General features: G+C 36.5%; 11 protein-coding genes, 1 pseudogene and 2 riboswitches. Of the genes and pseudogenes, 9 read left to right on the top strand and 3 right to left on the bottom strand.

All coding sequences use genetic code 11. The annotated features are described in order from the left end of the window. Window positions 1-4 precede the first annotated feature (4 nt). The 7 genes from mutL (at window position 5) to ABH968_RS04045 (ending at window position 7,380) form a co-directional block, all read left to right on the top strand. Window positions 5-1,873 (top strand): DNA mismatch repair endonuclease MutL, encoded by a 1,869-nt coding sequence (gene mutL, locus ABH968_RS04075; protein WP_370042768.1) that lies wholly within the window; start codon window positions 5-7, stop codon window positions 1,871-1,873. Between the two features lie 194 nt (window positions 1,874-2,067). After that, window positions 2,068-3,714 carry a glycerol-3-phosphate dehydrogenase/oxidase gene (locus ABH968_RS04070; protein WP_370042767.1) on the top strand — a complete coding sequence of 549 codons (1,647 nt, stop codon included), beginning with the start codon at window positions 2,068-2,070 and terminating at the stop codon, window positions 3,712-3,714. Window positions 3,715-3,717: 3 nt separating this feature from the next. Continuing rightward, the gene (locus ABH968_RS04065) at window positions 3,718-4,632 is read left to right on the top strand and encodes an alpha/beta hydrolase (protein WP_370042766.1); all 915 of its coding nucleotides are present in this window, start codon (window positions 3,718-3,720) and stop codon (window positions 4,630-4,632) included. Then, entirely contained in the window at window positions 4,619-5,521 is a 903-nt protein-coding gene (miaA, locus tag ABH968_RS04060) for a tRNA (adenosine(37)-N6)-dimethylallyltransferase MiaA (RefSeq protein WP_370042765.1), read from the top strand. Before ABH968_RS04065 ends, miaA begins: the two co-directional genes overlap by 14 nt. A 90-nt stretch (window positions 5,522-5,611) precedes the next feature. Beyond that, window positions 5,612-5,842: an RNA chaperone Hfq gene (gene hfq / locus ABH968_RS04055; RefSeq protein WP_370042764.1), complete on the top strand. Its 231-nt coding sequence runs from the start codon at window positions 5,612-5,614 to the stop codon at window positions 5,840-5,842. 99 nt (window positions 5,843-5,941) lie between these two features. Further along, window positions 5,942-6,244 (top strand): rhodanese-like domain-containing protein, encoded by a 303-nt coding sequence (locus ABH968_RS04050; protein ID WP_370042763.1) that lies wholly within the window; start codon window positions 5,942-5,944, stop codon window positions 6,242-6,244. A 263-nt stretch (window positions 6,245-6,507) separates the two neighbouring features. Beyond that, on the top strand, window positions 6,508-7,380 hold the full coding sequence (locus ABH968_RS04045; protein WP_370042762.1) for a DMT family transporter: 873 nt from the start codon (window positions 6,508-6,510) through the stop codon (window positions 7,378-7,380). A 291-nt stretch (window positions 7,381-7,671) separates the two neighbouring features. Here ABH968_RS04045 and add read toward each other — a convergent pair whose 3' ends face one another. Then, window positions 7,672-8,664, bottom strand: coding sequence for an adenosine deaminase (gene add, locus ABH968_RS04040; RefSeq protein WP_370042761.1), 993 nt, complete (start codon window positions 8,662-8,664; stop codon window positions 7,672-7,674). Between the two features lie 67 nt (window positions 8,665-8,731). Continuing rightward, window positions 8,732-8,830, bottom strand: a riboswitch (purine riboswitch). Window positions 8,831-9,027: 197 nt separating this feature from the next. Further along, window positions 9,028-9,168: a hypothetical protein gene (locus tag ABH968_RS04035; protein WP_370042927.1), complete on the bottom strand. Its 141-nt coding sequence runs from the start codon at window positions 9,166-9,168 to the stop codon at window positions 9,028-9,030. A gap of 315 nt (window positions 9,169-9,483) precedes the next feature. Here ABH968_RS04035 and ABH968_RS04030 point away from each other — a divergent pair, with 315 nt between their 5' ends. Together ABH968_RS04030 and cobT are read left to right on the top strand one after the other, a co-directional pair. Next, the gene (locus ABH968_RS04030; protein WP_370042760.1) at window positions 9,484-10,248 is read left to right on the top strand and encodes a YheC/YheD family protein; all 765 of its coding nucleotides are present in this window, start codon (window positions 9,484-9,486) and stop codon (window positions 10,246-10,248) included. Between the two features lie 268 nt (window positions 10,249-10,516). Next, window positions 10,517-10,693, top strand: a riboswitch (cobalamin riboswitch). Between the two features lie 115 nt (window positions 10,694-10,808). Beyond that, window positions 10,809-11,864, top strand: a complete 1,056-nt coding sequence (gene cobT, locus ABH968_RS04025) for a nicotinate-nucleotide--dimethylbenzimidazole phosphoribosyltransferase (protein ID WP_370042759.1) — start codon at window positions 10,809-10,811, stop codon at window positions 11,862-11,864. Between the two features lie 477 nt (window positions 11,865-12,341). Here cobT and ABH968_RS04020 read toward each other — a convergent pair. Beyond that, window positions 12,342-12,545 (bottom strand): annotated as a pseudogene (locus ABH968_RS04020) (response regulator transcription factor); the annotation flags it as partial. Window positions 12,546-13,056: the final 511 nt, after the last annotated feature.

The following is a 13,056-nucleotide window of genomic DNA, read 5'->3' as shown; positions in this document are numbered from 1 at the left end:
AGCTATGGGAAAAATACAAATTATGGACGAGTGGCTGTCCAATAAAATCGCGGCAGGGGAAGTAGTTGAAAGACCAGCCTCTGTAGTTAAAGAGCTTGTTGAAAACGCCATTGATGCAGGAAGTACGTCCATTGATGTTTTTTTACTAGAAGCTGGCCTCACTTCAATTCAAGTCATTGATAATGGTAGTGGTATGGATGAAGAGGATGCATTAATATCATACTCTCGCCATGCGACAAGTAAAATTCATCAGGAGCATGATTTATTTCGAATTCGTACACTTGGCTTTCGTGGTGAGGCATTAGCTTCCATTGCATCGGTGTCAAAAATGACACTCATTACATCTAATGGTGAATCGGGAACGTATTTAGAGCTTGAGGGTGGGCATGTTGCTACACATAAACCTGGCCCTTTGCGCAAGGGAACCGATATTACAGTGGCACAGCTATTTTTCAATACACCTGCTCGATTAAAATATATGAAAACAATACAGACCGAGCTTGGACATACCATTGATTTGATGAACCGTCTGGCACTCGGAAATCCACAAATTGCGTTTAGATTATTGCATAACGGTCAGCAATTGTTACAAACAAATGGACGAGGTGACGTACAGCAAGTATTAGCTGCCATTTACGGTGTCCATAATGCTAAGAAAATGGTGGCATTCAATGGAGAGTCACATGATTATAAAATTTCTGGATTCGTATCACTACCTGAGGTAACTCGTGCTTCGAAAAACTATATGTCGTTGTTTGTGAACGGTCGCTGGGTGAAGCATTATTTAGTACAAAAAGCGATTGTAGATGCCTATCATACGTATTTGCCCATTGAACGTTTTCCAATTGTAGCGCTTTATATCGAGGGAGATCCTTATTTAACAGATGTCAATGTTCATCCTGCCAAGCATCAAGTACGTTTAAGTAAAGAGACTGAGCTTCTAAAGTTAATTGAGGAAACAATACGAGAGAAAATCCGCCATGTTATTCGAGTACCGCTAATGGAAAAGAAGGAGAAAGTGGTAAAGCCTGCGACGGAGCAGTTAAATATATGGAAACCAGCACCAAAGCTTAATGTGGAGAAAATGAATGCTATTGTAGAAAAGCTCTATGATGTGCAAACTGTTCAGGAGTCGAATACATTAGAGCCTATAGTGCCAGAACCCGAATCCGTTCCTACAGCCATTGAAGATAGCTGGCAACCGACACCGATGATAGAAGTAAATCCTCCTGAAGAAGTAACGCTAGAGGAGCCAGTGGAAATTCTAGAGGATGAGCCAGCTAAAGAACCATTCCCTGCGCTTGAAGTGGTAGGGCAGATTCACGGCACGTATATTGTTGCACAAATGGAGGATGGCTTTTATTTAATCGATCAGCACGCCGCTCAGGAGCGTATTAAATATGAATTTTTCCGTGAAAAGGTCGGTCAGGTGAACCCAAATGAGCGTCAGGCTTTATTGCTTCCATTAACCTTCCATTATGCTGCGGACGAGGCTCTTATATTAAGAGAAAATAGACAGGAATTAGAAGCTGTTGGTGTATTTTTGGAAGAATTTGGACAGGCCTCATTTGTCGTGAGAGAGCATCCTAGTTGGTTCCCTAAAGGGGAAGAACAGGCAATTATTGAGGACTTAATTGAACAGGTGCTGACAACCAAAAAAGCAGACGTCAAAAAATTACGTGAGGCGGCAGCGATTATGATGAGCTGTAAAAAGTCGATAAAGGCCAATCATTATTTAACGAAAGAACAAATGGACACTTTATTGCAAGATTTACGTAATGCAGACAATCCATTTACATGCCCACATGGACGTCCAGTACTTATTCATTTTACAACTTATGAAGTGGAAAAAATGTTTAAACGGGTAATGTAGTTGTAATGCCTAACAATTTATTATAAGAATAAACAAGAGCAACATGAACAGTCCATGCTGCATAAAAGGAAATTAGAACATAATACAAATGGAGTTAAAGTTTCTATGCATAAAGTTATTGCTAGTTATACAGGCTAGCATACGCAATAGAGGTTAAACGTATTTTCAAATTATAGCTAATGGGGGAGAAAGATATGTTTTCATTTGAGCATCGTCCTAAAATTATGCAGTTTTTAGAGCAATATAGCTTTGACGTTTTAGTCATTGGTGGTGGCATCACTGGTGCTGGCATTGCACTTGATGCAGCATCTAGAGGGCTATCAGTCGCTTTGATTGAGAAGCAGGATTTTTCTGCTGGCACATCGAGCCGTTCAACAAAACTTATTCATGGTGGGCTTCGTTATTTAAAGCAACTTGAAGTAGGTGTAGTAGCTGAGGTTGGGCGTGAGCGTGAAATTGTATATGACAATGCTGTTCACGTGACAACGCCTGAAAAGATGCTACTACCATTATATAAGAAGGGCTCGCTTGGACCATTTACAACATCAATGGCACTGAAGGTATATGATCGATTAGCAGGTGTTAAAAAGCATGAACGTAGAACAATGTTAAACGCTCAGGAAACGGCAGCGCTAGAGCCTTTACTCAATCGAGATGAGCTTATTGGCGGTGGCTATTACGTTGAATATCGTACAGATGATGCCCGTCTAACAATTGAAGTGCTGAAAAAAGCTGTGGAATATGGGGCGCTTTGTTTAAATTATGCGGAGATGACAGAATTTTTATATGAGAAGAAAAAGCTTGTTGGGGCACAAGTGAAGGATCATGTTACAGGGAAAACGATCGAAGTACATGCCGCGCAAATCGTCAATGCTACTGGACCTTGGGTGGACGAGGTTCGCCAAAAGGATAAAGTAGCAGACAAAAAGCAATTACGTCTTACTAAAGGAGTTCATATTGTCTTTGATCAAAAGGATTTTCCATTACGACAAGCAGTGTACTTTGATATAGTGGATGGGCGTATGGCCTTTGCAATTCCACGTGATGGTAAAGCCTATGTAGGGACAACAGATACAGTTTACGAGGGAGACCCTGTACATCCTGTCGCTACCCAAGAGGATGTTGATTATTTAATTGCTGCTGCAAAAACTGTCTTTCCAACTGCAAATATTTCAAGAGATACGATTGAATCGTCGTGGGCAGGTGTGCGCCCACTTATTTTTGAAAAAGGGAAGGATCCATCCGAAATTTCACGCAAAGATGAGATATGGACGGCTCCGAGTGGACTAATGACGATTGCGGGTGGCAAACTAACGGGCTACCGTCAAATGGCAGAAACAATCGTTGATAAAATTGTGAAAACCCATAAATATAAGCACGCAAGTCCATGTGTAACACGTGAGTTATCACTTTCTGGTGCAAAAGGCATTAATGCCATCAATTTCACTGATTATAGTACGTATAAAGCTAAAGAGGGCGTTCAGTATGGTCTAAATTATGATGAAGCAAAACAGCTTGTACAAAAATATGGTACAAATGTTGATGCATTATATAACCAGGTGAAATATTTACATGAATATGGAAGTACGATGCCCCTGGCCTTACATGCAATGCTACTTTATGGCATAGAAGCGGAAATGGTGTACACACCAAGTGATTTCTTTATCCGTCGAACAGGCTTATTATACTTCGATATTGATGCGGTAAAACGTTATAAACAGCAGGTCATTCAAGTTATGCAACACCATTTTAACTATACAGAGTCACAAAGAAATACTTATGTCGCTCAACTCGAGCAAGCAATTTTAGATGCAACAAATTTTGCGGAGGAAGGAGTGTAGGCAATGCGTTATATTGAAATGTCAGATGGCCATTTTCTGTTTACTCGAACATTAAAGCCAACGAAGCCATGTATTGGTCATATTCATATTCTACATGGTATGGCGGAACATAGTGGACGTTATGCTAAATTTGCAAATAGCCTAAATGAAGCTGGCTTTGCAGTGACTATGCATGATCATCGAGGGCATGGAGAAACAGCAGCCTATAATGGCACACTAGGTTTTTTTGCTGAAGAAAATGGGTTTGATCGCGTCGTAGAGGATGCACATGAAGTAGTAACATTATTGCATGAACAATTTACAGATGTACCTTTGATTTTATTTGGTCATAGTATGGGATCGTTCATTACTAGAAGATATATTCAATTGTACAGCGATCAAGTGGATAATGTGATTCTTTGTGGAACAGGAAACGTTACAGCATTGCACACGATGGGGAATTTAGTAGCAAAAGTATTGGCCAAACAGCTTGGTAAAGAGACGGAGAGCAAGTTGTTAAATAAGCTGAGCTTTGGTAGCTTTAATAAACAGTTCCCAAATTCGAAGACTGCGTATGACTGGTTATGTTCAACAGAGGACGAGGTGCAAAAATATATAGATGATCCGTATTGCGGCTTTATTCCAACAAATCAATTTTTTGTGGATTTAACTACAGGTTTTATGTCGTTAAATCGTAAAAATGAGATAGCAAAAATACAGAAAGACTTACCGATATTGTTGATAAGTGGTAGTAAGGATCCAGTAGGAGAGCAAGGCCAAGGTGTATACTCTGTTGCTGAACAATTTGCATCAGCGGGTATACAGGATGTAACGGTCTACTTATTTGAGGATAAGCGCCATGAAATCCTAAACGAGGACAATCAAGAGGCAGTCTATCAAGTTTTATTACGGTGGTTAGAAAAATATGATACAAGATAAAATACAGCAGGCAGAGGTTGTAGCAATCGTAGGGCCTACTGCTTCTGGGAAAACGGCACTAAGTATTGAGTTAGCAAAAAAATATAATGGCGAAATCATCAATGGTGACTCCATGCAAATCTATCGAGGCTTAGATATTGGTACAGCGAAAATTACTGAAGAAGAGATGGAGGGTGTACCCCATCATTTACTAAGCTTCAAAGAGCCCACAGAGTCCTTTTCAGTAGCAGACTATCAAAAAATAGTGCGAGCTAAAATTGCGGAAATTCAAGCGCGTGGCAAGCTACCGATTATCGTAGGGGGCTCAGGTTTATATGTGCAGGCAGTACTCTATGATTTTCAATTTACAGAGGAGCAGGTAGATGAAGCGGCACGAAAAGCCTATTATGCAGAACTGGAGAAATTAGGTCCAGAGGCAATGCATGCTAAGCTTAAAAAACTTGATCCACAAACAGCTGAGACAATTCATCCAAATAATACTCGCCGTGTTATACGTGCGTTAGAGATGATTGAGCTTAGTGGCGTTTCAAAGGCATCCGAAGCACACAATCGTGGAGAAGTTCCACTTTACAATCATGTGATTCTAGGGCTTGGGCAAAATATGTCACGTGAAGTGCTTTATGATCGTATTAACCGTCGTGTTGATATAATGATGGAAAAAGGGCTTTTAGAAGAAGTAAAAGGCTTATGGCAGCAAAATATTCGAGGTGTGCAGTCAATCCAAGCAATCGGCTATAAAGAATTATATGATTACCTAGATGGAAAATGTTCTTTAGAAGAAGCCATTGACAGTTTGAAGCAAAATTCTCGTCGCTATGCGAAAAGACAACTAACTTACTTCCGGAACAAAATGGATGTATATTTTGTTCATAATGACGAAAAACTTTAATTATTTTCTAAAAATTACTAATTGCCAAATTGGTAGAACATGCTACTATAGGAATGAAGAGGTAGAAAGAGAGTATAGGGAGGCATTTTGATGAAATCAATTAACTTGCAAGATACATTCTTAAACCATCTACGTAAAAACAATGTTTTTGTAACTGTGTTTTTATTAAACGGTTTTCAGTTAAAAGGAACTGTGAAATCCTATGATAATTTTACAGTATTATTACTAGATGCTGATAGCAAGCAACACCTTATTTACAAACACGCTATTTCTACATTTGTTCCAGCAAAGCAAGTAGATTTTTTAGAGACAGACGAATAGAAACATTAGAGTAAAACAGTTAGTGTTCATGACACTAGCTGTTTTTTTGCCTTCAGGCTATAATGTAAGAGGAAATCGACATATTGGAGGACTACACATATGAAAACTATGGATACAACAGAAATATTAGAACTATTAGATGCGAACGAAGATCTATACATTATTGATGTTCGTGAAGATGATGAGGTAGCACAAGGCATAATCCCTGGTGCTCAGCACATTGCTCTTGGGACAATCCCTGAGCGCTTAGGTGAATTAGATGCTTCTAAGCCATACATTATCGTTTGCAAAGCAGGCGGTCGTTCAGCAAATGCTTGTGCATACCTAGAAGCGCAAGGCTTTGACGTAACAAACCTTGAAGGCGGCATGCTTACTTATGATGGAGAGTTAGAATTTAAATAATTATCGATTAAAACCCTCGTTTAAGCGAGGGTTTTTCTTATACAATTGAGTCGATATAAGATTGAAGCAATTGTTATTAATTTGGTAGTATATGTTATAATTACAACATACAAGGAGGGATTAGTATGTATCGAACAATAGCACCCCCAACAATGTCTTTGCAGTAGAATCTACTGTTTAGGCATTCAATAAAAGCTTGCTAATTCTCAATAGATTCTACTGTATATCGAAGACTATATACATGTAGAAAGTAGGAATTAGAAATGAGCGGAAAACTATCTTTTATTTTATCAATGATTATTTTTGGAGCTGTCGGTGTTTTTGCAAAATATATTAAGTTACCTTCAAGTGAAATTGCCTTTTGGATGAGTCTCATTGGCTCTTGTTTTTTACTTTTGATTTTCCTTTGTAAAAAAGTAAGGTTTACGAAAACAACTATTTTGCAAAATAAATGGCCATTGGTACTTTCGAGCTTTGCCTTATGTGGCAATTGGATTTTCCTTTTCCAAGCGTACAAGGAAACAACCATCGCAAATGCAGCGCTAAGCTACTATTTTGCTCCAGTACTAGTGATTTGTTTATCACCTATAATTTTGAAAGAGAAAATATATGCAAGGAAAATCTTTTATGTTTGTGTTGCTCTAGTAGGCCTGTATTTTATCGTCCGAAGTCAAACTACCGAAACGAGCGAACATTATATCGGAATTGTATATGGGCTTATTGCAGCTTGTTTCTATACAATAGTAACATTCACCAATAAGTATATTCGTGGATTAAAAGAGCCTGATAATACGATTATTCAACTTGCAATAGCAGCGTTATTTCTTGCTCTTTACCTTTTTGGGACTAATGGGTTCCAAGTAATGCAGATCGATATAAAATCAATTAGTTTGCTTATAGCATTGGGTATTGTTCATGCTGGAATCGGCTTCTATCTGTTCTTTTTGGGAATGCGTTATCTAAAAGGGCAAAGTATAGCGATTTTAAGCTATATTGATCCACTGACATCATTACTGATTTCGACGATGATTATAGGAGAAAAAATGACGACCTTACAAATACTGGGCGCTATCCTGTTACTCGGCGCAACATTTCTGAGTGAAATAGATAAAACAGAGTTGATATCACAGCAATAAACGGACAGGAAGCTCCCGAAAGCCTTTTTGGCATTAGGGAGCTTTTTCTAGCAAAGGGGAATAGAATTAGTTTTATCCTCTAAAATCCGTTTTAATATTTCATACTCTTTTGAAGAAAGCATTCTATTTATCTAATTTTCTTCCATCTTGAAAAACCGTTTGTAACCTGAATATACTAATGATGAATATTAGCTCCTGAGTTGATCTTTCTTCTGTAATAAAAGCACTTGCTCCTACATTATAGGTAGCTTGAATTTATTCTGTATAATTTGTTGCTAAGTCTAATTTTCTTTAATATTGTGCCATGCACCATTCTTTAGTTTCTTGGTCGGCAAAGGATGCTTCTACACTATTTAAATAAATTTGCCGATAATCTTCTTCGCTTAGATTAAATTCATTGTTAACTAAATGGATTTCTTTTGCCATTGTAGTATCTGATACTGTTCTGTTATCCGTATTAAATGTCACTTTTATTCCATCTTTATGAAACTTATAAATCGGATGTTCAGAATAATGATGCACAGCTTTCGTTTGGACATTACTTGTTGGACACATTTCAAGCACTACCTGTCTTTCTTTCACAATCTTATAAGCCTCGGCACAATCTTTAATAAATACTCCGTGTCCTATTCTTTCAGCACCCAACAGTTCAACAGCCTCTAGCACGTTTTTACCAATTCCCGTTTCACCGGCATGAATAGTGACTCTGTAGCCATATTCTTTGGCTAAAGCGATTGGATCTACGAATTTTTCACAAAAGCCTTCTTCTTCGGATGCACATAGGTCAATTGCCACTACACCTTTTCCAAGGAACTTTTTCCCCTTTTCAACCACCTCAAATGCACTTTCTACAGACATCGTCCTCATGCAAGACAGGATTATATTTCCCTTTATTTCGTAACAGCTTTCAGCGTCTTTCATCCCCTCTATAACAGATTGAATAACTTCTTCAACACCAAGACCTTGTAATGTGTGAAGTAACGGGGCAAATCTGACTTCTAAATATTTCACATTTTCCCTTGTTGCATTCTCAAATAGCTCAAAAGTAATTCTTCTTAAGTTCTCTTTAGACTGCATTACTAAATTAGGAAGAGAAAATCTTTTTAAATATTCATCAAGGGATTCACATTCTAACGGAGCAATCAGCTCCTTTTGCAGTTCATCCTTATCAAAAGAGGGTAACTGAATGCCTTCCTTTTGTGCAATATCGATAATAGTTTCAGCCCTAAGGCTTCCATCCAAATGACAGTGCAGTTCAATTTTTGGCAATGCTAAAAAGTTCATTTTTGACCTCCGGAAATAAATTTTTAGATTAAAATACAGAAAAAAATTCCTGACTACAAAGAAAATACAAATTTTGTACTTTCTTCGTAATCAGGAATTTCGGTTCCTGGTAGAGACCCCCAAACCATATTATTGGAGTTATACGAAATATATTATTGAATTCATTTGCGATTTTCAATATGATAATTGAAAAATTTCGGATTGTCAACATGGTCCATACCTTTTTCAACAAAACTGCTTCGTTCGTTTAAGTACATTTCTTCAAATAGTTATTTGTTGTATTAAGAGGAAAAGGCTCTTTTGATTTACATTTCGGAGTACCGAATGCCAACATTCATTATTATCTCTTACACCTAATGATCCTTATATCGATAGACCACTCGCCCAAATTCCTTTAAAACCGACTTCCTCTACAACTTTTGCGGAAAGACCGTTATGGGATTCCATTAAAAATTCAAGTTTGTCTGAATATATTTTTTTAAAAAAATTCGTCCTTTTTTTCAATATCTCCCATCTCCCCATACTCGACATGTCTATATGACTAAAAGTAAAGATTAGCAGGGCAAATATATTAGAAGCTAATGATTTTGAAATCAATAAAATGGATGTATTGAGAACAATCATAATGCTACTTTTCTAGTGTAGTAAATTTATTTTGACTCTAACAGAAAAATAGGAGATATTAGTCGCGTTACCAAGTCTCACTCACCCATGCAAGATAAATCTATTTACATACAATACAGTAACCTCCATAAGTGGGGAGGACTACACTATTAATACAAAAGAAATAAAAATATCTAACTAAATGAGGTGAGTTTATTGAAAAACGGACTTGGAAAATGGGAACAATTCTTACTGTTAAAACAAAATCCTTTAACAACTAACTGCATTCCAGAATCAACACTTTACAGTCTAGAAAACCTAATCTATTTATTAAATAAGTATGAGTATATTTATGTGAAACATGATAGCACTGGACAAGGAAGAGCAATGTATAAAGTATACAAAAGAAAAGATGGACACTATTGTTTTAACGGATTTACCATGCAAGGTGAAGAAATAAATAAGTGTGTAGCAGCAATTGAGGATTTCCATCAAGTTCTACATCCATATGAGAAACACGGTAGATTAAGCGGAATTTATATTATACAGGAGGGGGTCAAAAGTCTAACCCCTGATGGGGATTCAATATCCATTCGTGTTCATGTTCAAAATCTAAAGGGAAAATGGGTAATTGGTGGAATTTACGGAAGGATTGCAGCTGAGGATCATGGGATTGTCAATTCAAATCGGGGTTCTCAAGCAATATCGATGGATGAATTATTATCAGGTTATTTGATGATGGATAATACAAAGAAAGATCAAACAATAGATTCTCTAAAAGAAGATTCAATTTTAGCAGCTGAAGTAATAGCATCCCACTTTCCTTGTAGAGAATATGGCATTGATTTTGGAATAAATCTTGAAGGAAAACCTGTATTATTTGAAGTAAATACAACGCCAAGCATACGTAGTTTTGCCAAAGTTGATAGAGCGATTTGGAAGAATATTGTTGAGATTAGGAAAATGCAAAATGAAGGCTAAGTTTGAAATGTAGTTATTTTTCATGTTAGTCATCAGCATATTTCTATTCAATAGACTTACATCCTAAAATTACTTTCCCTACTATAATTTTAGGAAAGAAGAAACTTAATTGCATCCGTTACTTGTGAACGATTAGGAATTTACCTAGAAAAAATGGATTATGGTTGGGTAGGCGCGATATGAATCAATTTTCGAAGGAATCCCTGGAACAATTTTTCATTTAATCAAATATATTGACACAAAAACCACTTTCCCGTAGATTTAAAGTAATTGCATAAAAGCATTAGGTGCCCATTGCGGGAGAATAGGGAATAAAGTGAAAAGCTTTAGCGGTCCCACCACTGTAAAAGGGAGTTTCATAGAGAATGCCACTAGCATCGTTCTGGGAAGGTTCTACGAAATGTTGAAATTGAGCCAGGAGACCTGCCTATCTGCTTCGTATTATATAGACGATGGAAAAGTCTGTAGTTTATTTGTTATGGAATAAACTACAGGCTTTTTATTTTTTTCTCTAAATCAATCTTCGAGTAACAAGGGCAAAAAAGAAAGGGGAAATTTTCATGCAATTATTACAACAGACGATTCAAAACATTCAAAGTGCTGACAACAAAATGACGGGGAAGGCAAGAGAACGCATAGATGCACTTTGCAAGCCTCCTGGAAGCTTGGGAAGACTAGAGACCCTTGCTGTGCAACTATCCGGAATTACAGGCGAACAATTTCCTGTGATTGATAATAAAGCGATTATTGTCTGTGCCGCAGATCATGGTGTTTGTGATGAAGGGGTGACATCTAATCCACAAAATGTGACGGTCTTTCAAACATTAAATTTTCCTAGAGGAGGGACTGGTGTCTGTGCTATCGCAAAAATCACAGATGCTAAAATTGTCACAGTAGATGTTGGCGTAAAAGAAGATATTCCACATGATGCTGGTGTCATCCTAAAAAAAATTAAATATGGAACGGACAATATGGCAAAAGGTCCTGCTATGTCAAGGGAAGAAGCCATTCAATCTATTGAAGTAGGAATTGAGGTAGCTACGGAAGAAATAAACAAGGGGATAAATGTACTCGGGACAGGTGAAATGGGTATTGGCAATACCACGCCGAGTGCTGCCATATTATCGGTTCTTCGCGAATGTCATCCGAATGAAGTGACAGGCTTCGGTGCAGGTGTTGGACCAGGGGGAATAGCACATAAAGTAGAAGTCATTCACAATGCTATTGTATTAAATAAACCAAATCGCGATGATGCTATTGATATTCTTGCAAAAGTCGGTGGGTTAGAAATAGGTGCTATGGCTGGAGTGATACTTGCTGCCGCCGCACATCGTAAACCTGTTGTTATAGATGGCTTTATTTCTACTATTGCTGCACTTATTGCATACGAACTCGAACCAAACGTAAAAGACTATATCATTCCTTCTCATGCCTCTGAAGAACCAGGTGCAAAAATTGCTGCTGAAATGCTCGGGGTTGAACCGATGCTACAGATGAATATGAGATTGGGCGAGGGCTCTGGTGCAGCTTTAGCATTTCCTATATTGGACGCAGCTTGCTCCATGATGAAAAATATGGCTACATTAGAAGAATCTATACTGCTGTTAGAAAAGTAATCATAGATTATGAATTCTTTTTCTATTAAACCTTAATAAAATAGGAAAAGCTTAAGTAGAGAAAAGGAACTAAGTTGGGTATATCTCTTGACTCTGTTCTTTTAATCTCTGCTTTAACTACTTTAGAGTATTCTTTAACATTCTAAAAGGTTCTATGCCCTCCAATACTAATTTTATAATTTTTTATGTTACACATTTAATGATAGGTGAGGTTTAAATGTTATTTTATAAATACTTGGTAAATTATGAGGTAAACAGATTATTATAGGATTCTAATGAAACGGAGTTTATGATTGGATTTTATAACCCCTTGTCTAGAAAATGCATGAGAAAAAAATTTAAATGATAAAGTATGCTATAAATAATTGCATGCTTTATTTTCTTTAAAAATAAGTTAGCGAGATTAGCATGATATGTATTTAAAGTTACATATATAATATTTGGGGAAAGAAATTGAAAGTTTGTAGTGTATCAAATTCAAATATGCAAAAGCCCTAATTTTATTGCTATGACAACCGCACCAACACGAGAATCTACGTTTAGCTTTCGGATAATAGAAGAGATATGATGCTCAACTGTTCTCTTACTAATTCCTAATTCCTCACTAATATCATTATTTGTTTTATCTTCAGCTATCTTTTGCAAAATTTTATACTCTTTGGGTGTAAGTATACTCAAATTAAACACTCCTATCTATCTAATTATTATAAAGGCATAATAGCACGAATTGACATAAAATTCTACTTATTAGAAAAAAATTTACAAATCAAAATATTCGTAAATGAAATATTAATCTTAAGAAAATTGCGGGAATTACGGATTTTTTTTTGCGTAAATTCTGTTAAGTTTGAGATATAAATTACATATAAATAATTTATTAGTAAGTTTAGTTATGTGTATTTTGTATATATTTTCGGGAGATATTTTACAATGTTAAGAAGATATTTCTAGCAAATTAAAAATTAATCCCCTTTCCATTTTTTTCTATCCAGGCGCATTAAAGGTAATCGTTTTTTATCAATCTCTTTTTTCGACATCAAAAAATGAGCTCTTGTCATGTTTAATATCAAAAAATTAAGAAATTAATGATTTGTTTTAAGTTGCAGGAGTAATATCTTGTTATTATCTCCTTTATATGGATAAAATAAATATTTTTTCTAGGATATTGACAACTCTGAAAATGGTCAATATA

This window comes from Lysinibacillus sp. RC79 (assembly GCF_041262405.1).
Lineage (GTDB): Bacteria > Bacillota > Bacilli > Bacillales_A > Planococcaceae > Lysinibacillus.
Note: the sequence above shows the minus strand (reverse complement) of the source record. Positions and strands in the feature narration are given on the sequence as shown.